The sequence below is a fragment of the Streptococcus mitis genome (genome assembly GCF_000722695.1).
Lineage (GTDB): Bacteria > Bacillota > Bacilli > Lactobacillales > Streptococcaceae > Streptococcus > Streptococcus mitis_O.
On record NZ_JPFU01000005.1, the window covers coordinates 1 to 22,269 of the forward strand.

General features: G+C 40.3%; 30 protein-coding genes. 27 read left to right on the plus strand and 3 right to left on the minus strand.

The features are described 5' to 3' along the window. The first annotated feature begins 334 nt into the window (after window positions 1-334). From SK629_RS01930 to dnaJ, 11 genes are all read left to right on the plus strand, one after another. Window positions 335-862 (plus strand): FUSC family protein, encoded by a 528-nt coding sequence (locus SK629_RS01930; RefSeq protein WP_042900349.1) that lies wholly within the window; start codon window positions 335-337, stop codon window positions 860-862. 76 nt (window positions 863-938) lie between these two features. Further along, window positions 939-1,295: a transcriptional repressor GlnR gene (gene glnR / locus SK629_RS01935; RefSeq protein WP_000659548.1), complete on the plus strand. Its 357-nt coding sequence runs from the start codon at window positions 939-941 to the stop codon at window positions 1,293-1,295. A 36-nt stretch (window positions 1,296-1,331) separates the two neighbouring features. Next, window positions 1,332-2,678: a type I glutamate--ammonia ligase gene (gene glnA / locus SK629_RS01940; RefSeq protein ID WP_042900350.1), complete on the plus strand. Its 1,347-nt coding sequence runs from the start codon at window positions 1,332-1,334 to the stop codon at window positions 2,676-2,678. Window positions 2,679-2,791: 113 nt separating this feature from the next. Then, window positions 2,792-3,112 carry a PadR family transcriptional regulator gene (locus SK629_RS01945; RefSeq protein WP_042900351.1) on the plus strand — a complete coding sequence of 107 codons (321 nt, stop codon included), beginning with the start codon at window positions 2,792-2,794 and terminating at the stop codon, window positions 3,110-3,112. Further along, entirely contained in the window at window positions 3,112-3,687 is a 576-nt protein-coding gene (locus tag SK629_RS01950) for a DUF2812 domain-containing protein (protein WP_042900352.1), read from the plus strand. Before SK629_RS01945 ends, SK629_RS01950 begins: the two co-directional genes overlap by 1 nt. A 34-nt stretch (window positions 3,688-3,721) precedes the next feature. After that, window positions 3,722-4,231 (plus strand): DUF2812 domain-containing protein, encoded by a 510-nt coding sequence (locus SK629_RS01955; protein WP_042900413.1) that lies wholly within the window; start codon window positions 3,722-3,724, stop codon window positions 4,229-4,231. 163 nt (window positions 4,232-4,394) lie between these two features. Further along, a complete protein-coding gene (gene hrcA, locus SK629_RS01960) occupies window positions 4,395-5,429 on the plus strand; it encodes a heat-inducible transcriptional repressor HrcA (RefSeq protein ID WP_000255759.1) in 1,035 nt (344 codons plus the stop codon). Window positions 5,430-5,455: 26 nt separating this feature from the next. Further along, on the plus strand, window positions 5,456-5,980 hold the full coding sequence (grpE, locus tag SK629_RS01965) for a nucleotide exchange factor GrpE (RefSeq protein ID WP_000046029.1): 525 nt from the start codon (window positions 5,456-5,458) through the stop codon (window positions 5,978-5,980). A gap of 275 nt (window positions 5,981-6,255) precedes the next feature. Continuing rightward, on the plus strand, window positions 6,256-8,079 hold the full coding sequence (gene dnaK, locus SK629_RS01970; RefSeq protein WP_042900353.1) for a molecular chaperone DnaK: 1,824 nt from the start codon (window positions 6,256-6,258) through the stop codon (window positions 8,077-8,079). Window positions 8,080-8,318: 239 nt separating this feature from the next. Then, window positions 8,319-8,951 carry a DJ-1/PfpI family protein gene (locus SK629_RS01975; RefSeq protein ID WP_042900354.1) on the plus strand — a complete coding sequence of 211 codons (633 nt, stop codon included), beginning with the start codon at window positions 8,319-8,321 and terminating at the stop codon, window positions 8,949-8,951. Window positions 8,952-9,108: 157 nt separating this feature from the next. Beyond that, complete coding sequence (dnaJ, locus tag SK629_RS01980; RefSeq protein WP_042900355.1) at window positions 9,109-10,254, plus strand: molecular chaperone DnaJ; 1,146 nt, start codon at window positions 9,109-9,111, stop codon at window positions 10,252-10,254. Window positions 10,255-10,278: 24 nt separating this feature from the next. Here dnaJ and SK629_RS01985 read toward each other — a convergent pair whose 3' ends face one another. Both SK629_RS01985 and SK629_RS01990 read right to left on the minus strand, forming a co-directional pair. After that, window positions 10,279-10,566, minus strand: a complete 288-nt coding sequence (locus tag SK629_RS01985; protein ID WP_000777749.1) for a hypothetical protein — start codon at window positions 10,564-10,566, stop codon at window positions 10,279-10,281. A 9-nt stretch (window positions 10,567-10,575) separates the two neighbouring features. Then, on the minus strand, window positions 10,576-10,986 hold the full coding sequence (locus tag SK629_RS01990) for an HIT family protein (RefSeq protein WP_042900356.1): 411 nt from the start codon (window positions 10,984-10,986) through the stop codon (window positions 10,576-10,578). Window positions 10,987-11,053: 67 nt separating this feature from the next. Here SK629_RS01990 and SK629_RS01995 point away from each other — a divergent pair, with 67 nt between their 5' ends. Further along, complete coding sequence (locus SK629_RS01995; protein ID WP_000889954.1) at window positions 11,054-11,785, plus strand: ABC transporter ATP-binding protein; 732 nt, start codon at window positions 11,054-11,056, stop codon at window positions 11,783-11,785. Further along, window positions 11,782-12,831, plus strand: coding sequence for an ABC transporter permease (locus SK629_RS02000; protein ID WP_042900357.1), 1,050 nt, complete (start codon window positions 11,782-11,784; stop codon window positions 12,829-12,831). The genes SK629_RS01995 and SK629_RS02000 overlap by 4 nt, the downstream gene beginning before the upstream one ends. 61 nt (window positions 12,832-12,892) lie before the next feature. Here the strand turns inward: SK629_RS02000 and SK629_RS02005 are convergent, their stop codons facing one another. After that, window positions 12,893-13,222 carry a hypothetical protein gene (locus SK629_RS02005; protein WP_042900358.1) on the minus strand — a complete coding sequence of 110 codons (330 nt, stop codon included), beginning with the start codon at window positions 13,220-13,222 and terminating at the stop codon, window positions 12,893-12,895. 295 nt (window positions 13,223-13,517) lie between these two features. Here SK629_RS02005 and SK629_RS02010 point away from each other — a divergent pair, with 295 nt between their 5' ends. From SK629_RS02010 to nusA, 14 genes are all read left to right on the plus strand, one after another. Then, complete coding sequence (locus tag SK629_RS02010) at window positions 13,518-14,255, plus strand: response regulator transcription factor (RefSeq protein ID WP_042900359.1); 738 nt, start codon at window positions 13,518-13,520, stop codon at window positions 14,253-14,255. Between the two features lie 13 nt (window positions 14,256-14,268). Next, complete coding sequence (locus SK629_RS02015; protein WP_042900361.1) at window positions 14,269-15,618, plus strand: sensor histidine kinase; 1,350 nt, start codon at window positions 14,269-14,271, stop codon at window positions 15,616-15,618. Window positions 15,619-15,706: 88 nt separating this feature from the next. Then, window positions 15,707-16,063 (plus strand): hypothetical protein, encoded by a 357-nt coding sequence (locus SK629_RS02020; RefSeq protein WP_042900362.1) that lies wholly within the window; start codon window positions 15,707-15,709, stop codon window positions 16,061-16,063. A gap of 201 nt (window positions 16,064-16,264) precedes the next feature. Continuing rightward, complete coding sequence (locus SK629_RS11160) at window positions 16,265-16,417, plus strand: hypothetical protein (protein ID WP_042900363.1); 153 nt, start codon at window positions 16,265-16,267, stop codon at window positions 16,415-16,417. Then, window positions 16,414-16,818 (plus strand): hypothetical protein, encoded by a 405-nt coding sequence (locus tag SK629_RS02030; RefSeq protein ID WP_042900364.1) that lies wholly within the window; start codon window positions 16,414-16,416, stop codon window positions 16,816-16,818. Before SK629_RS11160 ends, SK629_RS02030 begins: the two co-directional genes overlap by 4 nt. 117 nt (window positions 16,819-16,935) lie before the next feature. Continuing rightward, window positions 16,936-17,163, plus strand: coding sequence for a bacteriocin (locus SK629_RS02035; protein WP_042900365.1), 228 nt, complete (start codon window positions 16,936-16,938; stop codon window positions 17,161-17,163). Between the two features lie 14 nt (window positions 17,164-17,177). Continuing rightward, window positions 17,178-17,498: a hypothetical protein gene (locus SK629_RS02040; protein ID WP_042900366.1), complete on the plus strand. Its 321-nt coding sequence runs from the start codon at window positions 17,178-17,180 to the stop codon at window positions 17,496-17,498. 28 nt (window positions 17,499-17,526) lie between these two features. Continuing rightward, complete coding sequence (locus SK629_RS02045; protein WP_042900367.1) at window positions 17,527-17,931, plus strand: hypothetical protein; 405 nt, start codon at window positions 17,527-17,529, stop codon at window positions 17,929-17,931. A gap of 58 nt (window positions 17,932-17,989) precedes the next feature. After that, a complete protein-coding gene (blpZ, locus tag SK629_RS02050) occupies window positions 17,990-18,238 on the plus strand; it encodes an immunity protein BlpZ (RefSeq protein ID WP_042900368.1) in 249 nt (82 codons plus the stop codon). Between the two features lie 26 nt (window positions 18,239-18,264). Next, complete coding sequence (locus tag SK629_RS02055; RefSeq protein ID WP_042900369.1) at window positions 18,265-18,876, plus strand: CPBP family intramembrane glutamic endopeptidase; 612 nt, start codon at window positions 18,265-18,267, stop codon at window positions 18,874-18,876. A gap of 161 nt (window positions 18,877-19,037) precedes the next feature. Further along, complete coding sequence (ccrZ, locus tag SK629_RS02060) at window positions 19,038-19,832, plus strand: cell cycle regulator CcrZ (RefSeq protein ID WP_033683107.1); 795 nt, start codon at window positions 19,038-19,040, stop codon at window positions 19,830-19,832. Next, window positions 19,829-20,464, plus strand: a complete 636-nt coding sequence (trmB, locus tag SK629_RS02065) for a tRNA (guanosine(46)-N7)-methyltransferase TrmB (protein WP_001266094.1) — start codon at window positions 19,829-19,831, stop codon at window positions 20,462-20,464. Before ccrZ ends, trmB begins: the two co-directional genes overlap by 4 nt. A gap of 126 nt (window positions 20,465-20,590) precedes the next feature. Beyond that, a complete protein-coding gene (gene rimP, locus SK629_RS02070) occupies window positions 20,591-21,070 on the plus strand; it encodes a ribosome maturation factor RimP (protein ID WP_000338691.1) in 480 nt (159 codons plus the stop codon). Between the two features lie 43 nt (window positions 21,071-21,113). Continuing rightward, complete coding sequence (gene nusA / locus SK629_RS02075) at window positions 21,114-22,250, plus strand: transcription termination factor NusA (protein ID WP_042900370.1); 1,137 nt, start codon at window positions 21,114-21,116, stop codon at window positions 22,248-22,250. The last annotated feature ends 19 nt before the right edge of the window (window positions 22,251-22,269 follow it).

Below are 22,269 nucleotides of genomic sequence, written 5' to 3' on the forward strand. Positions count from 1 at the left end.
CTCAAGAAACACTTATCTATTATTCGACCGAATCGAAAATATCCAAGAAAGATAAAGGCCCAATCGGTAGTTGATTTCATCTATAGAGTAACATAAATCTCAAAAAATAGGGTGAAAAAACCTTTATTTGTCATGCAAAAAAATAGAAGATAGGATAGAGAATCACTTTGATAACCTCAATCACGCCTCCTATTCAAGTAGTTAGATCACTAACTTAATGACATTGGGGATGAAAGTTCCTCTTTTCTTTTGCTTAAAATAAAAACGCTTCCTCTCAACTATTGCTCATAAAAATCACTAATTTATGATAAAATGGAAATAGAAAGTTGAGATTATGAGTTATTTTAAAAAATATAAATTCGATAAATCCCAGTTCAAACTTGGTATGCGAACCTTTAAAACAGGTATTGCTGTTTTTCTAGTTCTCTTTATTTTTGGCTTTTTTGGCTGGAAAGGTCTTCAAATCGGTGCTTTGACAGCCGTTTTTAGCCTGAGGGAGAGTTTTGATAAGAGTGTTCATTTTGGGACGTCGCGTATTCTAGGAAATAGTATCGGTGGCCTTTATGCTCTGGTCTTCTTCCTATTAAATACCGTTTTCCACGAAGCCTTTTGGGTGATCTTGGTTGTGGTTCCAATTTGCACCATGTTAACCATTATGACAAATGTAGCCATGAATAATAAAGCAGGTGTTATCGGTGGTGTAGCAGCTATGTTAATTATTACTCTATCAATTCCGACTGGAGAGACGATTTTGTACGTGTTTGCGCGTGTGTTTGAAACTTTTATGGGGGTTTTTGTCGCAATTCTGGTGAATTACGATATTGACCGCATTCGTCTCTTTTTAGAGAAAAAAGAAAAATAATGTTACATTTTATAACATTATCAATTGACGTTTGTCTTTTTTTAGACTATAATAGACAGAAAGAAGGGAATTGTAAATGAAGGAAAAAGAATTTCGCCGAAATATGGCTGTTTTTCCTATCGGCAGTGTTATGAAGTTGACCGACCTATCAGCACGTCAGATTCGTTATTATGAAGATCAAGAGTTGATTAAACCTGATCGAAACGAAGGAAACCGTCGCATGTATTCCTTGAATGACATGGATCGTCTGCTTGAAATCAAAGATTATATCTCTGAAGGTTATAATATCGCTGCCATTAAGAAAAAATATGCTGAACGTGAAGCGAAATCCAAGAAAGCGGTGAGTCAGACTGAGGTGCGTCGTGCACTTCACAATGAACTCCTCCAGCAGGGGCGCTTTGCTTCAGTACGGTCACCTTTTGGTCGCGGTTAGGCAACCGCAAGTAGTCATACATTAAGGAGAAAACTCATGCCAATCACAGCTGCAGATATTCGTCGTGAAGTCAAGGAAAAAAATGTTACCTTTATTCGTCTCATGTTCTCAGATATTTTGGGGACGATGAAAAACGTCGAAATTCCTGCTACAGATGAACAGTTAGATAAAGTCTTGTCAAATAAGGTTATGTTTGATGGATCTTCTATTGAAGGTTTTGTACGTATCAATGAGTCAGATATGTACTTGCATCCTGACTTGGATACATGGACAGTCTTCCCTTGGGGAGATGAGAATGGAAGTGTTGCAGGTTTGATCTGTGATGTCTATACAACAGAAGGTGAACCATTTGCAGGTGACCCCCGTGGCAATTTGAAACGTGCTCTTCGTCACATGGAAGAAGTGGGATTCAAATCCTTCAACCTTGGTCCAGAGCCAGAATTCTTCCTATTTAAACTGGATGAAAATGGAGACCCAACACTTGAAGTAAATGACAAGGGTGGCTACTTTGATTTGGCGCCTACTGACCTTGCGGACAATACACGTCGTGAGATTGTCAATATCTTGACTAAAATGGGATTTGAAGTAGAAGCCAGTCACCACGAGGTTGCGGTTGGACAACACGAGATTGACTTTAAGTATGATGAAGTTCTCCGTGCTTGTGATAAGATTCAAATCTTTAAACTTGTTGTTAAAACCATTGCTCGCAAACATGGTCTTTACGCAACCTTTATGGCCAAACCAAAATTTGGTATTGCTGGATCAGGTATGCACTGTAATATGTCCTTGTTTGATGCAGAAGGAAATAATGCCTTCTTTGATCCCAATGATCCAAAAGGAATGCAGTTGTCTGAAACTGCCTACTATTTCCTTGGTGGTTTGATCAAGCATGCCTACAACTATACTGCTATCATGAACCCAACGGTTAACTCATACAAACGTTTGGTTCCAGGTTATGAAGCGCCTGTTTACATTGCTTGGGCTGGTCGTAACCGTTCGCCACTTGTGCGCGTGCCTGCTTCACGTGGTATGGGAACCCGTCTTGAGTTACGTTCAGTGGATCCAATGGCGAATCCTTATATCGCTATGGCGGTTCTTTTGGAAGTTGGTTTGCATGGTATTGAAAACAAAATCGAAGCACCAGCTCCTATCGAAGAAAATATCTACATCATGACAGCAGAAGAGCGTAAGGAAGCTGGCATTACAGACCTTCCATCAACTCTTCACAACGCTTTGAAAGCTTTGACTGAAGATGAAGTGGTCAAGGCTGCCCTGGGAGATCACATCTACACTAGCTTCCTTGAAGCGAAACGTATCGAGTGGGCTAGCTATGCGACCTTTGTGTCACAATGGGAAGTTGATAACTATTTAGACCTTTACTAATATAGAGGAAAGATTGCCTGAGGGCGGTCTTTTTTCTTGCTTTTTATATCGAGGTGTGATATATTTTATATAACGAAGTACGATATATCGAACTAGATAGGAGGTGGCTGTAAATGGAATTAACGGATAAGATCCGTCGAGTTTATCTTCCGATGACGGAAACAGGTTTTTATATCTTGTTCTGTCTGCAGAAGGAGAATCATGGATATGGTATTACACAAAAGGTCAAGGAGATGACAGATTCGCAAGTCTTGATTAGTCCTGGAACTATGTATGGAACCTTGTCAAAAATGGAAAAGGATGGTTTGATTTCTTTTGTCCGAGAAGAGGAGAAACGGAAAATCTATTATATCACAGACTTGGGACGAAAAGTCTTAGATATTGAATTGAAGCGTATTGAACGGCTCTATAGAAACAGTCGGGAGGAAGTATGATGGAAAAGAAAATTGTTTATCGAATTTTTACAATTGCGGATTATGAGAGGGAGGCTCTATACTTTAGAGAAATGCATGCTAAGGGCTGGAAACTTAGGAAAGTAAGCTACTCTATCTTATTGTTTGCAGTTAAGTATACCTTTGAAAAGTGTCACCCTGAGCAAGTGTCTTATCGGTTGGATTTTTACCCAATGGAAAAATCAGAAAGAACCTCCTATTTACAACTATTTAAAGATTGTGGCTGGGAGCATATTACAGACTTTAATAGTTTTTCCTATTTTAGAAAAGCGCATTCTGAAATTGAATCGAATGTAGAGTTTGAAATTTATAATGACGCTGCTGGGAAGTTAGCTATGGTTAATCGCATTTTAAGACTGCGACTAGTACCTGTTTTACTTTTGCTAGCCATACATATACCATTCTTACTTAAATTGCTCAATAGAAGTAATGCGTATGGTCTATGGAGTTTACTTGCGGTCGGGCTAGATATTTTCTTGTCTTTAATCCTTTTGTTAATGGTTGTCTATATTAGCTGGAAGTTATGGCATAAAAAGAAGGAATTATCAGATTTATGATAGGGTAGGTATGTTTAAAATTGGAGGGAAAGTCATGATAAATAAAAAGCAATTTAAGATTTTCACAATTCTTGATTTGGATAAGGTAGAAGATTATTTACATGAGATGCACTTGAAAGGTTGGAGGTATAGAACGAGTCGTTTTGGTTTTTTCTATTTTGACCAATGTCAACCAGACGATGTCATATACTGTATCTATGATTCTAGATTTCTTAAAAAATATAAGCATGAACTACAAGACTTTAGAAATAGAGGTTGGGAATTGATAGGAGCAGGTTCTTGTTCGATTCTTCGTAAACCAGCTTCTGATATACTTTCAGAGGATCAAGTCTATATGAGTAATAATCTTATGTGGGAAGTTGTACGATATAGACTTCGTTCCTGTACAGCTACTTTTTTAGGTGGGTTTGTTGTTTGTATGAGTTTATTTAAAGAAGAGCTTTCTATGTCTTTCTTCGTTATTTTTATTTTATATGCCTTTATGATTTCTTATCTAATTTATGGTTATTTCAGACTAAAAAGGAAATACCAAGTAGATGAATAGTAAGGTTCTAGGTCTTCAGACCGATTTTTAGCACTCTTGGCAAAAGAGTGCTAATTTTTTGAGTTTTTGTCTTGACATTCTCTTTTAAGGGTGTATAATAGAATCATAAGTTAGCACTTGAGCGTATCGAGTGCTAATCGATCAGACAGAGAGGAGTGATGAGATGGTTACAGAGCGTCAGCAGGATATTCTAAATCTGATTATTGACATCTTTACCAAAACGCACGAACCTGTCGGATCCAAAGCCTTGCAAGAGTCTATTAACTCTAGCAGTGCAACCATTCGTAATGACATGGCGGCTCTAGAAAAGCAAGGTTTGCTTGAGAAGGCTCATACTTCAAGTGGTCGGATGCCAAGTGTTGCTGGTTTTCAGTACTATGTAAAACACTCACTGGATTTTGACCGACTAGCTGAAAATGAGGTATATGAGATTGTCAAAGCCTTTGACCAGGAATTCTTCAAATTGGAGGATATTCTGCAAGAGGCTGCTAATCTACTGACAGACTTGAGTGGCTGTACGGTAGTAGCACTGGATGTTGAGCCGAGCAGGCAACGTTTGACAGCCTTTGATATCGTTGTTTTGGGGCAACATACAGCCTTGGCAGTATTTACCCTAGACGAGTCTCGAACGGTTACCAGTCAGTTTCTGATTCCAAGGAATTTCTTGCAGGAGGATTTGCTGAAACTGAAGAGCATCATTCAGGAACGTTTCCTCGGCCACACCGTTCTAGATATTCACTACAAGATTCGGACGGAGATTCCGCAGATTATCCAGCGTTACTTCACAACAACGGACAATGTTATCGATCTCTTTGAACATATCTTTAAGGAAATGTTCAACGAAAACATTGTGGTGGCGGGCAAGGTTAATCTCTTGAATTTTGCCAATCTGGCAGCTTATCAGTTCTTTGACCAACCGCAAAAGGTGGCTCTGGAGATTCGTGAGGGGTTGCGTGAAGATCAGATGCAAAACGTTCGTGTTGCAGACAGTCAAGAGTCCTGTCTAGCTGACCTAGCGGTGATTAGTAGCAAGTTCCTCATTCCTTATCGGGGAGTTGGAATTCTAGCCATTATCGGTCCTGTTAATCTGGATTATCAGCAACTAATCAACCAAGTCAACGTAGTCAACCGTGTTTTGACTATGAAGTTGACAGATTTTTACCGCTACCTCAGCAGTAATCATTACGAAGTACATTAAGATTGAAATCATTAAAGGAGGCGAAAATGGCCCAAGATATAAAAAATGAAGAAGTAGAAGAAGTCCAAGAAGAGGAAGTTGTGGAAACGGCAGAAGAAACAACTCCTGAGAAGTCTGAGTTGGACTTGGCAAATGAACGTGCAGATGAGTTCGAAAATAAATACCTTCGCGCTCATGCAGAAATGCAAAATATCCAACGCCGTGCCAATGAAGAGCGTCAAAACTTGCAACGTTATCGTAGCCAGGACTTGGCAAAAGCGATTCTTCCTTCTTTGGATAACCTTGAGCGTGCACTTGCAGTTGAAGGTTTGACAGATGATGTCAAAAAAGGATTAGAGATGGTACAAGAAAGCTTGATTCACGCTTTGAAAGAAGAAGGAATCGAAGAAATCGCAGCTGACGGCGAATTTGACCATAACTACCACATGGCCATCCAAACTCTCCCAGCAGACGATGAACACCCAGCAGATACCATCGCCCAAGTCTTCCAAAAAGGCTACAAACTCCATGACCGTATCCTACGCCCAGCCATGGTAGTGGTGTACAACTAGGCAATTCTGACGGTTGCAGCATACATAATAGAAAACTTGTCCGAAACGACACTAAACTATGAAAGAAAGATAAAAAGCAAGCCGAAGGCTTGCAAGGAAGATATTTCCCGCCGTGGTGAAAGTTTCAGTAGCTTCTGCTACTGAAACAGGGGATTTTTGAGACAATAGGCTCAAAAATAAGTGATGAAATCCCGTAGGGAGTTGCTCACGTCCCCACCACTTAAGGGAAATATCAAAAAATCAAAATTCGAATTAAAATTTAAGGAGAAAAACACATGTCTAAAATTATCGGTATTGACTTAGGTACAACAAACTCAGCAGTTGCAGTTCTTGAAGGAACTGAAAGCAAAATCATCGCAAACCCAGAAGGGAACCGTACAACTCCATCTGTAGTCTCATTCAAAAACGGTGAAATCATCGTTGGTGACGCTGCAAAACGTCAAGCAGTTACAAACCCAGATACGGTTATCTCTATCAAATCTAAGATGGGAACTTCTGAAAAAGTTTCTGCTAACGGAAAAGAATACACTCCACAAGAAATCTCAGCTATGATTCTTCAATACTTGAAAGGTTATGCTGAAGACTACCTTGGTGAAAAAGTAACCAAAGCAGTTATCACAGTTCCAGCTTACTTCAACGATGCTCAACGTCAAGCAACAAAAGACGCTGGTAAAATCGCTGGTCTTGAAGTAGAACGTATCGTTAACGAACCAACAGCAGCAGCTCTTGCTTATGGTTTGGACAAGACTGACAAAGAAGAAAAAATCTTGGTATTTGACCTTGGTGGTGGTACATTCGACGTATCTATCCTTGAATTGGGTGACGGTGTCTTCGATGTATTGTCAACTGCAGGGGACAACAAACTTGGTGGTGACGACTTTGACCAAAAAATCATCGACCACTTGGTAGCAGAATTCAAAAAAGAAAACGGTATTGACTTGTCTACTGACAAGATGGCAATGCAACGTTTGAAAGATGCAGCTGAAAAAGCGAAGAAAGACCTTTCTGGTGTGACTTCAACTCAAATCAGCTTGCCATTTATCACTGCAGGTGAAGCTGGACCTCTTCACTTGGAAATGACTTTGACTCGTGCGAAATTTGACGATTTGACTCGTGACCTTGTAGAACGTACAAAAGTTCCAGTTCGTCAAGCCCTTTCAGATGCAGGTTTGAGCTTGTCAGAAATCGACGAAGTGATCCTTGTTGGTGGTTCAACTCGTATCCCAGCCGTTGTAGAAGCTGTTAAGGCTGAAACTGGTAAAGAACCAAACAAATCAGTAAACCCTGACGAAGTAGTTGCTATGGGTGCTGCGATTCAAGGTGGTGTCATCACTGGTGATGTCAAAGACGTTGTCCTTCTTGACGTAACACCATTGTCACTTGGTATCGAAACAATGGGTGGAGTATTTACAAAACTTATCGATCGCAACACAACAATTCCAACATCTAAATCACAAGTCTTCTCAACTGCGGCAGACAACCAACCAGCCGTTGATATCCATGTTCTTCAAGGGGAACGCCCAATGGCAGCAGATAACAAGACTCTTGGACGCTTCCAATTAACAGATATCCCAGCTGCACCTCGTGGAATTCCTCAAATCGAAGTAACATTTGACATCGACAAGAACGGTATCGTGTCTGTTAAGGCCAAAGACCTTGGAACTCAAAAAGAACAAACAATTGTCATCCAATCAAACTCAGGTTTGACAGATGAAGAAATCGACCGCATGATGAAAGATGCAGAAGCAAACGCTGAAGCAGATAAGAAACGTAAAGAAGAAGTTGACCTTCGTAACGAAGTAGACCAAGCTATCTTTGCGACTGAAAAGACTATCAAGGAAACTGAAGGCAAAGGCTTCGACACAGAACGTGACGCTGCCCAAGCTGCCCTTGATGACCTTAAGAAAGCTCAAGAAGACAACAACTTGGACGAAATGAAAGCAAAACTTGAAGCATTGAACGAAAAAGCTCAAGGACTTGCTGTTAAACTCTACGAACAAGCCGCTGCAGCACAACAAGCTCAAGCAGGAGCAGAAGGTGCACAAGCAACAGGAAACGCAGGCGATGACGTCGTAGACGGAGAGTTTACTGAGAAATAAAATAGTCCAGTGGACTATTTTATCCCGAGCTTGAAAATCAGGAGAGCGAGGTAGGTAAGAATGACTAATCGCTAAAGTGATTGTCATTCTACGGCAATCGCTATGGCGATTTGCCTAAACGCCTTACTAGTTCAAAAACAAAGTATAATCGACTTTATTTTTGAACGTCGTAATGATAGGAAGAAATCCAGAGGTTGCAACCCAGCCTCTGTTTTTCGATAAAATAGAGGGTGTAGCTTATGAAAAAAGTACTTTGTGTCATTTATCCTAATTTTTCTCTTTATGAGATAGCCTCTTTAACAAGTACTTTAGCTCTGTCTTTTGACATCACGATTGATTATGTAGCTTCAGATCATTCGATGGTGGGCTCTGAGGATGGCTTGCCTTGTTTACCTACAAAAACATTGGATCAAGTACGTATAGAAGAGTATTCTTGTGTGATTTTGCCAGGAATGGTAAATATAGGGCCTGCTCTACAGGATGAGAAATTGATTTTGTTTTTGAAAGGTCTCGATGAGCAAGATGTCTTAATTGCAGCTATTTCCTCAGCGCCCCTTTTATTGGCGAAAGCAGGCTTGCTGAACGACACGAAATTTACAGGTGGGATTTGGCAAAACTTCTTTGACTATTTTGAATTTCTCCCACGTGAGAATTTCCAACCCAAAGTGGTTGTGCATGATAAAAATATCATTACGGCTATTGGCTTTGCACATCTAGAGTTTGCAAGAAAAGTGATTCTTGATCTAGGTTTGGCAGAAAATACGGACAACTATTTTAAAGAACAGAGCGAATATTCAGAAGAGGATTTGATTTTTACTCTATCGGACAAAGAGTTTGATGAAGTGAAGCAGAGCATAGAAAATACCCTCTAATGATTTACTTATAAATTATAGAAAGGAATAAGGGTGTTCGTAACTGAACACGGGCTACGGACTGTGCCAAAAAGATAGTTTTTTCTAGGACGCAAGCGTCCGTCGTCAAAACTCCTATTTTGGCTGTGTCCGTTTGACGCCCTTTGTATCTTGAATTATGAACAATACTGAATTTTATGATCGTCTGGGGGTGTCAAAAAACGCTTCGGCAGACGAGATCAAAAAGGCTTATCGTAAGCTTTCGAAAAAATACCACCCAGATATCAACAAGGAGCCTGGTGCTGAGGAAAAGTACAAGGAAGTTCAAGAAGCCTATGAGACTTTGAGTGACGACCAAAAACGTGCGGCCTATGACCAATATGGTGCGGCTGGAGCCAACGGTGGCTTTGGTGGCTTTGGTGGTGCTGGTGGTTTCGGCGGTTTCAACGGAGCAGGTGGCTTCGGTGGTTTTGAGGACATCTTTTCAAGTTTCTTCGGTGGAGGCGGTGCTTCGCGTAATCCAAATGCTCCTCGCCAAGGGGATGACCTCCAGTATCGTGTGAACTTGACCTTTGAAGAAGCTATTTTTGGAGCTGAAAAAGAAGTTAAGTATCATCGAGAAGCTGGCTGTCGTACATGTAATGGCTCAGGTGCTAAGCCAGGAACAAGTCCAGTCACTTGTGGACGCTGTCATGGTGCTGGTGTCATTAATGTCGATACACAGACTCCGCTTGGTATGATGCGTCGCCAAGTAACCTGTGATGTCTGTCATGGTCGCGGAAAAGAAATCAAAGATCCATGTACAACATGTCACGGAACAGGGCATGAAAAACAAGCTCATAGCGTACATGTGAAGATTCCTGCTGGTGTGGAAACCGGTCAACAAATTCGACTAGCAGGCCAAGGTGAAGCAGGCTTTAACGGTGGCCCTTACGGTGATTTGTATGTAGTAGTTTCTGTGGAAGCCAGCGACAAGTTTGAACGTGAAGGAACCACTATCTTCTACAATCTCAATCTCAACTTTGTCCAAGTGGCTCTTGGTGATACAGTTGATATCCCAACTGTTCATGGTGATGTTGAATTGGTTATCCCAGAGGGAACTCAGACTGGTAAGAAATTCCGTCTACGTGGTAAGGGGGCACCAAGCCTTCGTGGTGGTGCAGTTGGGGATCAATATGTTACCGTTAATGTCGTAACACCGACAGGCTTGAACGACCGCCAAAAAGCAGCATTGAAAGAATTTGCAGCCGCAGGTGATTTGAAAGTCAATCCAAAGAAAAAAGGCTTCTTTGACCATATAAAAGATGCCTTTGAAGGAGAATAAAGTAAAAAGAGCCGAGTGGCTCTTTTACTTATCTTCGATTTCCTGTGTTTCTTTTATCACAGCTAGTCTAGTCTGGATATCCTTTTCCAAGACCTTAAACTTGTAAGTCAGGTCTTCTTGGTATTCCTTGATCAGTTCTTTTTGCTGGTCGATGATTTGCAGGCTGTTTTGGATAATATCCACATCGTCCTTGATAGCTTGAACGCGGTCAGTTGTATTTAAGACTTCATCTGTGATGGTTTGGCGATTTTTTGTGAGCAGATAACTTCCAGCTGCAGCTCCTGCAAATAGCAGTAGGTTGGATAATTTCATGGCAACTCCTTAGGCATTTTTGATGGTTTCAGCGACTTGAGCGAGTTTGTCAAAGTCTGGTTCGTGGGCGATAAAATCAATCTTGAGGTCATCGTCAGCACTGTAGCGAGGCACGAGGTGAACGTGTGTATGAAAGACTGTTTGTCCTGCGATTTCTTCACAATTTGCAATGATATTCATGCCAGCAGCCTTGGTAGCTTTCATGACTTTTTGAGCAATTGTTGGCACTTGGGCAAAGAGTTGGCTGGCGCTAGTGGCGTCCATTTCCAAAAGATTGCGATAGTGCTCTTTTGGCACGACCAAGGTGTGTCCAGGTGTTACTTGAGAGATATCAAGAAAGGCAAGGACTTGCTCATCTTCATATACTTTTGAAGCAGGAATTTCCCCTGCAATGATTTTACAAAAAATGCAATCTGACATAAAATCTACCTCTACTGTATTGAATTTTGATATAATATAGCTACATTATACCAGATTTGGAGAAAATATGTTAGAAATTAAAAACCTGACAGGTGGTTATGTTCATGTCCCTGTCTTGAAAGATGTGTCCTTTACTGTTGAAAGTGGGCAGTTGGTCGGTTTGATTGGTCTCAATGGTGCTGGGAAGTCTACGACGATCAATGAAATTATCGGTCTGTTGACACCTTATAGCGGTTCTATCAATATCAATGGCCTGACACTGCAAGAAGATGCGACAAGTTACCGCAAGCAAATTGGCTACATTCCAGAAACGCCTAGCTTGTATGAGGAATTGACCCTCAGAGAGCATATCGAAACGGTTGCTATGGCTTATGGTATTGAGCAGAAAGTGGCTTTTGATCGAGTAGAACCTTTGTTAAAAATGTTCCGTCTGGACCAGAAATTAGACTGGTTCCCTGTTCATTTTTCAAAAGGGATGAAGCAGAAGGTCATGATTATCTGTGCTTTTGTGGTAGATCCGAGTCTTTTCATCGTGGATGAGCCTTTCCTTGGTCTCGATCCGCTGGCTATTGCAGACTTGATTCAGCTTTTGGAAGTGGAAAAGCAAAAGGGCAAGTCTATTCTCATGAGTACCCACGTGCTGGATTCGGCGGAGAAGATGTGTGATGCCTTTGTCATTCTTCACAAAGGGGAAGTGCGTGCTAAGGGAAATCTCCTGCAACTGCGCGAAGCCTTTGATATGCCTGAGGCTAGTTTGAATGATATTTACTTGGCTCTGACCAAAGAGGAGGAGCTATGAAAGACTTGTTTTTAAAGAGAAAGCAGGCTTTTCGTAAGGAGTGTCTTGGTTATTTGCGCTATGTTCTCAATGACCACTTTGTCTTGTTCCTGCTTGTCTTGCTGGGCTTTCTAGCCTACCAGTACAGTCAACTCTTACAAGATTTTCCTGAAAATCATTGGCCTATCCTTTTGTTTGTAGGAATTACGTCTGTTTTACTTTTGCTTTGGGGAGGAATTGCCACCTATATGGAGTCTCCAGACAAGCTCTTTCTCTTAGTTGGAGAAGAGGAAGTCAAGTTCCATCTCAAGCGTCAAACTGGCATTTCCCTAGTCTTTTGGCTCTTTGTCCAGACCCTTTTCTTGCTGTTATTTGCTCCCTTATTTTTAGCAATGGGCTATGGTTTGCCTGTCTTCCTAATCTATGTGCTTTTGTTTGGGTTAGGTAAATATTTCCTCTTTCGTCAAAAGGCTAGTAAATTTTTCACTGAAACTGGACTGGACTGGGACTATGTCATTTCTCAAGAAAGCAAGCGTAAGCAAGTCTTGCTTCGTTTCTTTGCCCTCTTTACGCAGGTCAAGGGAATTTCAAACAGCGTCAAGCGTCGTGCCTATCTGGACTTTATCCTAAAGGCTGTTCAGAAGGTGCCTGGAAAGATTTGGCAAAATCTCTATCTGCGTTCTTATCTGCGAAATGGAGACCTCTTTGCCCTCAGTCTCCGTCTGCTCTTACTTTCCTTACTGGCGCAGGTCTTTATTGAGCAAGCTTGGATTGCGACAGCAGTGGTGGTTCTCTTTAACTACCTCTTGCTCTTCCAGTTACTGGCCCTCTATCACGCCTTTGACTACCAGTATTTGACCCAACTCTTTCCACTGGACAAGGGGCAAAAGGAAAAAGGCATACAGGCTGTAGTCCGAGGATTGACCAGTTTTGTTTTACTTGTGGAATTAGTCGTCGGACTTGTGACCTTCCAAGAAAAACTAGCCCTTCTAGCCTTGCTGGGAGCTGGTTTGGTTTTACTAGTCTTGTACTTACCTTATCAGGTAAAACGTCAGATGCAGGACTAACATTGCCTATATGACACTAAAAAAGAAGTTGAGTTCAGTTTGTATCAACTTCTTTTATTTTCTACAAGATAATGGTTGGCCCGTAGAGACTCAACTTGGTCTTGACTTGGTCAAAGTGGAAGCGGTCATAGGCCCGCCAAGCGGCGCGAGTTGTAGCATCTGGATCAAGAGCGCTGAGTCCCATGAGAAGACTGGAAGTCTGGTAAAATTTTTCCAGTTCAATCAAGACTCGATTATCCACTGTCTCAGCCTTTGCTAGAAAGCCAAGAATAGAGTTTAGCTGCTCCTGAAAGCGGACGTCGTCAGAGGTTGCCTGTTTGCATGCTTGGTAGGCTTTGTTTAAGTCAGTAATCAAAGTCTGAGCTCTTTTGATAGGGTCTGTATCTGTCATGAGAATTCCTCCTTTAATCTGGGTGCTAGTCTTGTTTCTAGCAACTGTGTTTCGATACTGTCAGTCTATCACTTTTATCTCCTTTTTCACCATCAAATCTTTAATTGTCCTTGAAATTTCCTGAATGGTACTGTTAAGATTTTATGATAAAATAGTGGTAAGATTATCATGCTTATTTGAGGAACAAGCTACCCTTCAGGAGCGTTAAAAGCCTGTTTAGGATTTGGTGGGCTTGTATCAAAGTATTTTTGCTATTCTCTTTTTAGGAAGAAATTGAAATATGGAGAGTAAAAAGATGAGAATATTTGTTTTAGAAGATGATTTTTCCCAACAGACTAGGATTGAAACGACGATTGAGAAACTCTTGAAAGAACATCATATCACTCCTAGCTCTTTTGAAGTCTTTGGGAAAGCAGACCAACTGCTGGCAGAGGTGCATGAGAAGGGTGCACATCAGCTATTCTTTTTGGACATTGAGATTCGAAATGAAGAGATGAAGGGGCTGGAAGTGGCTAGAAAAATTCGGTATCGGGATCCTTATGCTCTCATCGTCTTTGTGACGACTCACTCGGAGTTTATGCCCCTGTCCTTTCGTTACCAAGTGTCTGCTTTGGACTACATTGATAAGGCCCTTTCGACAGAGGAGTTTGAATCTCGGATCGAGACAGCCCTTCTCTATGCCAATAGTCAAGACAGTAAAAGTCTGGCGGAAGATTGCTTTTACTTTAAATCAAAATTTGCCCAATTTCAGTATCCTTTTAAAGAGGTTTACTATCTCGAAACTTCGCCCAGAGCTCATCGTGTCATTCTCTATACCAAGACGGACAGGCTGGAATTTACAGCGAGTTTGGAGGAGGTTCTCAAGCAGGAGCCCCGTCTCTTGCAGTGCCATCGCTCTTTTCTCATCAATCCTGCCAATGTAGTTCGTTTGGATAAGAAAGAAAAACTGCTTTACTTTCCCAATGGTGGAAGCTGTCTGATCGCGCGTTATAAGGTCAGGGAAGTGTCTGAAGCCATCAATAAATTACACTGAGCTAGGAGAGTTTATGAACATTGCTTGGATATTGTTGTATTTTCTTGTTATTAATGGACTAGAAATTGTCATTTTCTTTAAGGTAGATGGAATTGGTCTCACTTTTGAGAGGATTTTTAAAGCTTTTCTTTTGAAATTTCTTCTAGGGGCCATTTTTGCGACTTTTCAATTTTTGGATGTAAGTGAATATTTGTCCTATTTTATAGAACCTTTGTTCGGTATATGTCTATCTTTCTTACTGTTAAGAGGGCTTCCTAAAAAACTCCTTTTCTTTTATGGTCTCTTTCCAATTGTATTGATGGATCTCTTTTACAGAAGTGTTTCCTATTTTGTGTTTCCGTTTTTGGGGCAAGGGATTGTAGATGGAGATGGAAATCCTCTCTTTTTGTTGATTATGCTATTCGTTTGCTTCATAGTATTAGTCTTTTTGAAGTGGTTGGACTATGATTTTACTAGATTGAGAAAGGAGTTTCTCGATAAAGGTTTTCAACAGTCCCTGACTAAGATTAACTGGATAATGGGGGCTTACTTTCTAATCATGGAAAATCTGTCTTACTTTGAATATGCATACGATATCCAATCAAAGACTGTTCGTCATCTCATCCTAGTGTTTTACCTACTCTTTTTTATGGGGATTATCAAGAAATTGGATTCCTATTTGAAGGAAAAACTCCATGAGAGATTGGACCAAGAGCAGGCCTTGCGCTACAGAGATATGGAACGCTATAGTCGGCATATAGAGGAACTTTACAAGGAAGTACGGAGTTTTCGCCATGACTACACCAACCTCTTGACCAGCTTACGTCTGGGCATTGAAGAGGAGGATATGGAGCAGATAAAAGAGGTCTACGACTCAGTCTTAAAGGATTCTAGTGAGAAATTACAGGACAACAAATATGACCTGGGCAGATTGGTGAATATTCGGGACCGTGCCCTCAAAAGTCTTCTAGCAGGGAAATTTCTAAAAGCCAGAGATAAGAAGATTATCTTTAATGTCGAAGTTCCTGAGGAGATTCAGGTAGAGGGGATGAGCCTGCTTGATTTTCTGACTATTGTGTCTATCCTTTGTGACAATGCTATTGAAGCCAGTGCAGAGGCCAGTCAACCTCATGTTTCAATCGCCTTTTTAAAAAATGGAGAACAAGAGACCTTTATCATTGAAAACTCTATCAAAGAAGAGAGCCTCGATATTTCTGAAATCTTCTCCTTTGGAGCAAGTTCTAAAGGGGAGGAGAGAGGAGTTGGTCTCTATACCGTTATGAAGATTGTCGAAAGTCATCCCAATACCAGTCTCAATACCACCTGTCAAAATCAAGTCTTTCGTCAGGTTTTAACGGTTCACTTGTTGCCGGTTGCTCATTAGAAAATTTGTGAAAAAATTGGCAGAAGTTAACAGATAAAGTTTGTCTTTATCGAGCCAGACTTTTGCTATAGTATGTGAGGTATATTAAATGAATAAGAAATCCTTTTTTATCATCTGCTCTACGTTGATCATAGCATCAAATCTTCTCATGATTTCCGTGGTGAACAAGGGAGAAGAAACAGGGAGCAATCTGTTTGTGATTGCTATAGCCTGTGTTTTACTACCAGCATTTTTATATGCGGTTGAAAATCAACTGACTTCATTGGTAAGAGTAGAATCAATACTCCTGATTCAGTTGACAGTTATATCCCTACTCCGTCTTATCAACAGAATAGGGAGTACGCCTGAAATCCTAAACATTATCATTACCCTTATCGCTTTGGCAAGTGGGACAGCTGCTATTCTTGTTGCGATCATGAGAATATATGAGAACATACGGAAGTGAGGGTGAGTAGTTCTCTATTTTGTATTTTCACATTGTCAAGTTCCCCCAGTGCAAGCATGTTTTTCATGCTTGCTTTTTTAAATTTTTTACAATTCAAGATGTTTTGATGACCATTTATGATTTGAGTGATCCAAGGTCAAAACGAGTGCTATACTGGCAGTGTAAAGGTTTTTGCTCAACAAAGATTCAGGAGGAAATCTTATGAATAAAAAAATACTTGTCATTTTCATCTTGTATCTAATCATGTCTCCGCTTGGGGAGAGTAATTGGTATCATTTATTTTATACCATAGCCTATATGATTGCGGTTATAATCTATTTTGCTTTAACTAAAAAGAAAGGAGAAAAGAAATGAAAACTTTTCTTGCTAAAAAACGGAACATCTTTCTTGCAAGATTGTTCCTAGGTCAGTTGCCCTTACTTGTCTCTACTTATCTATTTCTATCTCGTCAGTTTTTAAATTTTTCCTTGGTTTTCCAATTTCTTTTAGTGGTTATTAACTTGGCTTCGATTTTGGTTACGGTTTACCTCACTAGGGAGATGAGGATAAGAGAATTTGAAGATGATGATTTGGTTAGTCCTAGAACCAATCAACTCATGTATATAGGCTTGACAGGTTTTATGTCCATTATCTGTTTGTATAGAGGTATCACAGCAGGAGAATTCTACCAACAACTTATTGCTTATATAGGCGCGGTTCTCTGCTTGCTTATTATGCTTCTGCTCATTTGGGGTTTGAAGTATTATAAAAAGTAAGGGCTAATGAAGTTTTTGCAATTTAAGATTAGGATGAAAAAAATTAATAAACAGTAATACTAAACTTGTCAAAGTTGCAACAAAACAAAAATAAAAAACAAAAAAGTAGTATTTGTCATGAATATAAAAATGATGGAACAATTTGAGATTATGGATACTGATATGCTTGCTTGCGCTGAAGGTGGTTTTGGAGGTTGGGGATATATGCTTTCTGCTTTATTGGGAGGGCTAGCACTTTCTCCAACTTTGAATCAATTAAATGGTAAGTGGCCTATTATACATCTTTCAAAACCATGTAGTCCTTATGGTATAGGAGGAACTCCAAGCTCATGTAATGGTATTTAAAAAGGATTGAAGCTATGAAGGCAAAATATGGGAATCAAATTGTTGATGTTTGGGAAATTGGTCAAGCAACTCCTAAACCAAGTTGGGTAGAGGAAGCTTTTCAAAAAAATTATATGGTTTGGTTGGATAATCATGTGCGCATTCTAATGGCAGGTCTTAACACTTCTCTTGCAGCTAATATCAAGTTTGGTCTAGTTGGAACAGTTGGAGGAGGATTCGCTGGTTATGGGATGTATGTTCTTGGTTATCCAGGTGATTATATAGATATCACCAATCATAGAGTTGTTTCTGCTAAAACATTTCATAAAAGTTATCAAATTTTAGAAAATGATTAGATGTCATTTAATTGTAATGGAGAAAGCAATGAAAAAAATATTTTTTAAAAAACAGACCATCTTCCTTGCGAGATTGTTCCTAGGTCAGTTGCCCTTACTTGTCTCTACTTATCTATTTCTATCTCGTCAGTTTTTAAATTTTTCCTTAGTCCTCCAATTTCTTTTAGTGGTTATTAACTTGGCTTCTATTTTGGTTACGGTTTACCTCACTAGGGAAATGAGGATAAGAGAGTTTGAAGATGATGATTTGGTTAGTCCTAGAACCAATCAACTGATGTATATTGGCTTGACAGGTTTTATGTCTATTATCTGTTTGTATAGAGGTATCACAGCAGGAGAATTCTACCAACAATTAATTGCTTATATTGGCTCTATTCTCTGCTTGCTTATCATGCTTCTACTCATTTGGGGCTTGAAGTATTATAAAAAGTAGGAGAAGAGCTTTCTTTTTAATATTGGACTAGTCTATAGTCTGACAAGAGGAGGTCATCATGTATAAACACTTATTTTTCCTAGATTCAAAAACCTTAGACTGGTTGACACCCTATATTCTAGATTTGGCTTCTGACACCATTGCCTTTAACGTTTTTGTGTTAACCTTTGTATCTGTGGTGGTCTTTTATTTCCTAAATCCCATGCTATCTTTAATGGCTATCTTCTTAGGGGCTGGTTATGTGGTCGGATTTTGGTTACTCAAATGGTTTGTTTTGGAAAGACTAGAGTTAAAGGATGACTTGTAGGGAAGTTTGTTGAGGAGGATAATTTGATGGAGTTTTTTGATAAATTTCATGCCTTTTGTTTTGGATTTTTAGTACTAATAATCGTCATTACAGTTCCTTATACGATTAACCATGGGGATTTTTTTCAAAATGAATCTGCATTGATTATTGTAAGTCTTCTAGTAACCTCGCTGAGTGTTGCTTATGCTAGAAAGTTTGAAATGATTTCTTTTGGGATGTTAAGCAAGAAAGACCTTTTGCTTTTCATTGCAATCTTTCTTCTAAGTGTACTTGAGACGCTGGTTTATATTCATTTCTTCGCTATTTCTTCTGGCGCAGGAGTTCAACACTTGACGGAAGTCAGCAGAGGAATTTCCCTGTCTTTGATTTTGACTTCCTCAGTTTTTGGCCCCATCCAGGAGGAACTCATTTTCAGAGGACTTCTTCAAGGTGCAGTTTTTGACAATTCTTGGTTAGGGCTTGTGCTAACTTCCTCTCTCTTTTCTTTTATGCATGGACCTTCTAATGTCCCTTCGTTTATTTTTTATCTACTTGGGGGCTTGTTGCTGGGCTTTGCCTATAAAAAGAGCCAAAACCTATGGGTTTCTACTCTAGTTCACATGTTTTACAATGCTTGGCCACTCCTATATTATTTATAAAAATCATGAAAAGGTAGGCAGAAGACGGTGCTTGCCTTTTTCTTTCTATAATGATATCCAAGCCAATTTAGAGGCTTTTCTTTGAGAATCGGGTATGGAGCGGTTGACGAATAGGCCAAAAACTAGTAGAATAGTAAGGAAACTTTATACGGAGGAAAGAAATGGATTTGGGTGATAATGAGCTAACACTGACTCCCATACCTGGGAAAAGTGGCAAGGCTTATATGGGTAGCTATCCTGATGGGAAGCGTATCTTTGTAAAAATGAACACCTCTCCAATCCTACCTGGTCTAGCTAGAGAACAAATTGCTCCACAATTATTATGGAGTCGCCGTTTGGCAGATGGGCGTGATATGTGTGCTCAAGAATGGTTGACAGGCAAGATATTGACCCCCTATGATATGAATCGTAAACAAATCGTCAATATTTTGACTCGTCTGCATCGCTCACGTCCGTTGATGACACAGTTGAGTCGTTTGGGCTATGCCATGGAAACACCTGTAGATTTACTACAGTCTTGGCAAGAAACGGCTCCAGATGCTTTGCGTAAAAATCATTTTATCAGTGAAGTGATGGCTGATTTACGTCAGACTATTCCAGGATTTAGAGAGGACTATGCGACCATTGTCCATGGAGATGTACGACATAGTAATTGGATTGAGACAGATAGTGGCTTGATTTATTTGGTAGATTGGGATTCGGTTCGCTTGACCGATCGCATGTTTGATGTGGCCCATATGCTCTGCCATTATATTCCAGAACATCAGTGGAAGGAATGGTTGACCTACTACGGTTACAAGTACAATCAGACGGTATTAACTAAATTGTATTGGTATGGTCAATTGTCTTACTTGAGCCAGATTTCCAAGTATTATATGAACCAAGATTTAGAAAATGTCAATCGGGAGATTCATGGCTTGCGTCACTTCCGAGACAAGTATGGAAAGAGAAGATGAGAGTTAGAAATCGTAAAGGGGCGACAGAATTACTAGAGGCAAATCCCCAGTATGTGGTCCTCAATCCCTTAGAAGCCAAGGGGAAATGGCGGGATTTGTTCGGCAACGACAATCCCATTCATGTGGAAGTTGGAAGTGGAAAGGGTGCCTTTGTTTCAGGTATGGCCAAGCAAAATCCTGATATCAATTATATAGGGATTGACATTCAAAAGTCTGTTTTGAGTTACGCTTTAGACAAGGTTCTTGAAGTTGGAGTGCCTAACATCAAGCTCTTGTGGGTGGATGGTTCTGATTTGACAGACTACTTTGAAGATGGTGAGATCGATCGTTTGTATCTGAACTTTTCAGATCCATGGCCTAAAAAGCGCCATGAAAAGCGTCGTTTGACCTACAAGACCTTCTTGGATACCTTCAAGCGCATCTTGCCTGAAAATGGGGAAATTCATTTCAAGACGGATAACCGTGGCTTGTTTGAGTACAGTCTAGTGAGTTTTTCTCAGTATGGCATGAAACTCAATGGTGTCTGGCTTGATTTACATGCCAGTGATTTTGAAGGCAATGTCATGACAGAATATGAACAAAAATTCTCAAACAAGGGTCAAGTTATCTACCGAGTTGAGGCAGAATTTTAAGAAATAGCCTTAAATCAGGCTATATAAGTGCTTTTGCTTTACATAAGTTGGCAAACGTGCTATACTAAGAGTAAGAATATGAGAAAGTGAGGCGGGGAAATATCTTCGCCTCTTGCTTATGAGGAGGTGGACGCAATCGCAACAATCGTAGAATTAGTCAGAGAAGTTGTAGAACCTGTCATCCAAGCACCTTTCGAACTCGTGGATATCGAGTATGGAAAGATTGGCAGTGACATGATTCTCAGTATTTTTGTAGATAAACCTGAAGGAATTACCTTGAACGACACGGCAGACTTGACAGAAATTATCAGTCCTGTCCTAGACACCATCAAGCCAGATCCCTTCCCAGAACAATATTTCCTAGAAATAACCAGTCCAGGCTTGGAACGTCCTTTGAAAACTAAGGATGCCGTTGCTGGAGCGGTTGGGAAATACATCCATGTCGGGCTCTACCAAGCCATCGATAAGCAAAAGGTCTTTGAAGGAACCTTGTTGGCCTTTGAAGAGGATGAGTTGACTATGGAATATATGGACAAGACGCGTAAGAAAACTGTTCAAATTCCATACAGTTTAGTATCAAAAGCACGTTTAGCAGTTAAATTATAGAAAAAGAAAGGATAGCTTTTGAGGATTCAAAAGTGAAGAAAACATGAGTAAAGAAATGCTAGAGGCCTTCCGCATTTTGGAAGAAGACAAGGGAATCAAAAAAGAAGACATCATCGACGCAGTAGTAGAGTCGCTTCGTTCCGCTTATCGCAGACGCTATGGTCAATCAGACAGCGTAGCTATTGACTTTAACGAAAAAACAGGTGATTTTACAGTTTATACTGTCCGTGAAGTTGTTGATGAAGTATTTGATAGCCGTTTGGAAATCAGCTTGAAAGATGCTCTTGCCATTAATTCAGCCTATGAACTTGGAGACAAAATCAAGTTTGAAGAAGCACCTGCTGAGTTTGGTCGTGTAGCAGCTCAATCTGCCAAACAAACCATCATGGAAAAAATGCGTAAGCAAACACGTGCCATCACTTACAACACTTACAAAGAGCATGAACAAGAAATCATGTCAGGTACGGTAGAACGATTTGATAATCGCTTCATCTATGTCAATCTTGGCAGCATCGAAGCCCAATTGTCAAAACAAGACCAAATCCCTGGAGAAGTCTTTTCTTCTCATGATCGTATCGAAGTATATGTCTACAAGGTTGAAGACAACCCTCGTGGTGTGAATGTCTTTGTTAGCCGTAGCCATCCAGAAATGATCAAACGCTTGATGGAGCAAGAAATTCCAGAAGTTTATGACGGAACGGTTGAAATCATGAGCGTGGCTCGTGAAGCTGGTGACCGTACGAAGGTTGCCGTTCGTAGCCACAATCCAAACGTGGATGCTATCGGTACAATCGTTGGACGCGGTGGTGCTAATATCAAGAAGATTACTAGTAAATTCCACCCAGCTCGCTACGATGCTAAGAATGACCGCATGGTACCAATCGAGGAAAATATCGACGTTATCGAGTGGGTAGCAGATCCAGCTGAATTTATCTACAATGCCATCGCTCCTGCTGAAGTTGACCAAGTTATCTTTGATGAAAACGACAGCAAACGTGCCTTGGTGGTTGTTCCTGATAACAAGCTTTCTCTTGCAATCGGTCGTCGTGGGCAAAACGTTCGTTTGGCAGCTCATTTGACTGGTTACCGTATCGATATCAAGTCTGCTAGTGAATTTGAAGCCATGGAAGAAGCTGCTTCAGTAGAGTTGGAAGCAGAAAACGATACTGTAGAAGAATAAAAGCTGCTAGAGGAGGGAA

Bases quoted from the DNA above. Each gene is read 5' to 3' on its own strand.
- ccrZ (WP_033683107.1), top strand. From the start codon at position 19,038: ATGGATTTGGGTGATAATGAGCTAACACTGACTCCCATACCTGGGAAA.
- SK629_RS02015 (WP_042900361.1), top strand. From the start codon at position 14,269: ATGAACATTGCTTGGATATTGTTGTATTTTCTTGTTATTAATGGACTA.
- SK629_RS01950 (WP_042900352.1), top strand. From the start codon at position 3,112: ATGGAAAAGAAAATTGTTTATCGAATTTTTACAATTGCGGATTATGAG.
- SK629_RS02020 (WP_042900362.1), top strand. From the start codon at position 15,707: ATGAATAAGAAATCCTTTTTTATCATCTGCTCTACGTTGATCATAGCA.
- dnaJ (WP_042900355.1), top strand. From the start codon at position 9,109: ATGAACAATACTGAATTTTATGATCGTCTGGGGGTGTCAAAAAACGCT.
- SK629_RS01990 (WP_042900356.1), bottom strand. From the start codon at position 10,986: ATGTCAGATTGCATTTTTTGTAAAATCATTGCAGGGGAAATTCCTGCT.
- SK629_RS02010 (WP_042900359.1), top strand. From the start codon at position 13,518: ATGAGAATATTTGTTTTAGAAGATGATTTTTCCCAACAGACTAGGATT.
- SK629_RS02040 (WP_042900366.1), top strand. From the start codon at position 17,178: ATGAAGGCAAAATATGGGAATCAAATTGTTGATGTTTGGGAAATTGGT.
- grpE (WP_000046029.1), top strand. From the start codon at position 5,456: ATGGCCCAAGATATAAAAAATGAAGAAGTAGAAGAAGTCCAAGAAGAG.
- SK629_RS01975 (WP_042900354.1), top strand. From the start codon at position 8,319: ATGAAAAAAGTACTTTGTGTCATTTATCCTAATTTTTCTCTTTATGAG.
- SK629_RS02000 (WP_042900357.1), top strand. From the start codon at position 11,782: ATGAAAGACTTGTTTTTAAAGAGAAAGCAGGCTTTTCGTAAGGAGTGT.
- SK629_RS01955 (WP_042900413.1), top strand. From the start codon at position 3,722: ATGATAAATAAAAAGCAATTTAAGATTTTCACAATTCTTGATTTGGAT.
- SK629_RS01930 (WP_042900349.1), top strand. From the start codon at position 335: ATGAGTTATTTTAAAAAATATAAATTCGATAAATCCCAGTTCAAACTT.
- glnA (WP_042900350.1), top strand. From the start codon at position 1,332: ATGCCAATCACAGCTGCAGATATTCGTCGTGAAGTCAAGGAAAAAAAT.
- SK629_RS02045 (WP_042900367.1), top strand. From the start codon at position 17,527: ATGAAAAAAATATTTTTTAAAAAACAGACCATCTTCCTTGCGAGATTG.
- hrcA (WP_000255759.1), top strand. From the start codon at position 4,395: ATGGTTACAGAGCGTCAGCAGGATATTCTAAATCTGATTATTGACATC.
- trmB (WP_001266094.1), top strand. From the start codon at position 19,829: ATGAGAGTTAGAAATCGTAAAGGGGCGACAGAATTACTAGAGGCAAAT.
- glnR (WP_000659548.1), top strand. From the start codon at position 939: ATGAAGGAAAAAGAATTTCGCCGAAATATGGCTGTTTTTCCTATCGGC.
- dnaK (WP_042900353.1), top strand. From the start codon at position 6,256: ATGTCTAAAATTATCGGTATTGACTTAGGTACAACAAACTCAGCAGTT.
- SK629_RS02005 (WP_042900358.1), bottom strand. From the start codon at position 13,222: ATGACAGATACAGACCCTATCAAAAGAGCTCAGACTTTGATTACTGAC.
- nusA (WP_042900370.1), top strand. From the start codon at position 21,114: ATGAGTAAAGAAATGCTAGAGGCCTTCCGCATTTTGGAAGAAGACAAG.
- SK629_RS01985 (WP_000777749.1), bottom strand. From the start codon at position 10,566: ATGAAATTATCCAACCTACTGCTATTTGCAGGAGCTGCAGCTGGAAGT.
- SK629_RS01945 (WP_042900351.1), top strand. From the start codon at position 2,792: ATGGAATTAACGGATAAGATCCGTCGAGTTTATCTTCCGATGACGGAA.
- SK629_RS02035 (WP_042900365.1), top strand. From the start codon at position 16,936: ATGAATATAAAAATGATGGAACAATTTGAGATTATGGATACTGATATG.
- SK629_RS01995 (WP_000889954.1), top strand. From the start codon at position 11,054: ATGTTAGAAATTAAAAACCTGACAGGTGGTTATGTTCATGTCCCTGTC.
- blpZ (WP_042900368.1), top strand. From the start codon at position 17,990: ATGTATAAACACTTATTTTTCCTAGATTCAAAAACCTTAGACTGGTTG.
- SK629_RS02055 (WP_042900369.1), top strand. From the start codon at position 18,265: ATGGAGTTTTTTGATAAATTTCATGCCTTTTGTTTTGGATTTTTAGTA.
- SK629_RS02030 (WP_042900364.1), top strand. From the start codon at position 16,414: ATGAAAACTTTTCTTGCTAAAAAACGGAACATCTTTCTTGCAAGATTG.
- SK629_RS11160 (WP_042900363.1), top strand. From the start codon at position 16,265: ATGAATAAAAAAATACTTGTCATTTTCATCTTGTATCTAATCATGTCT.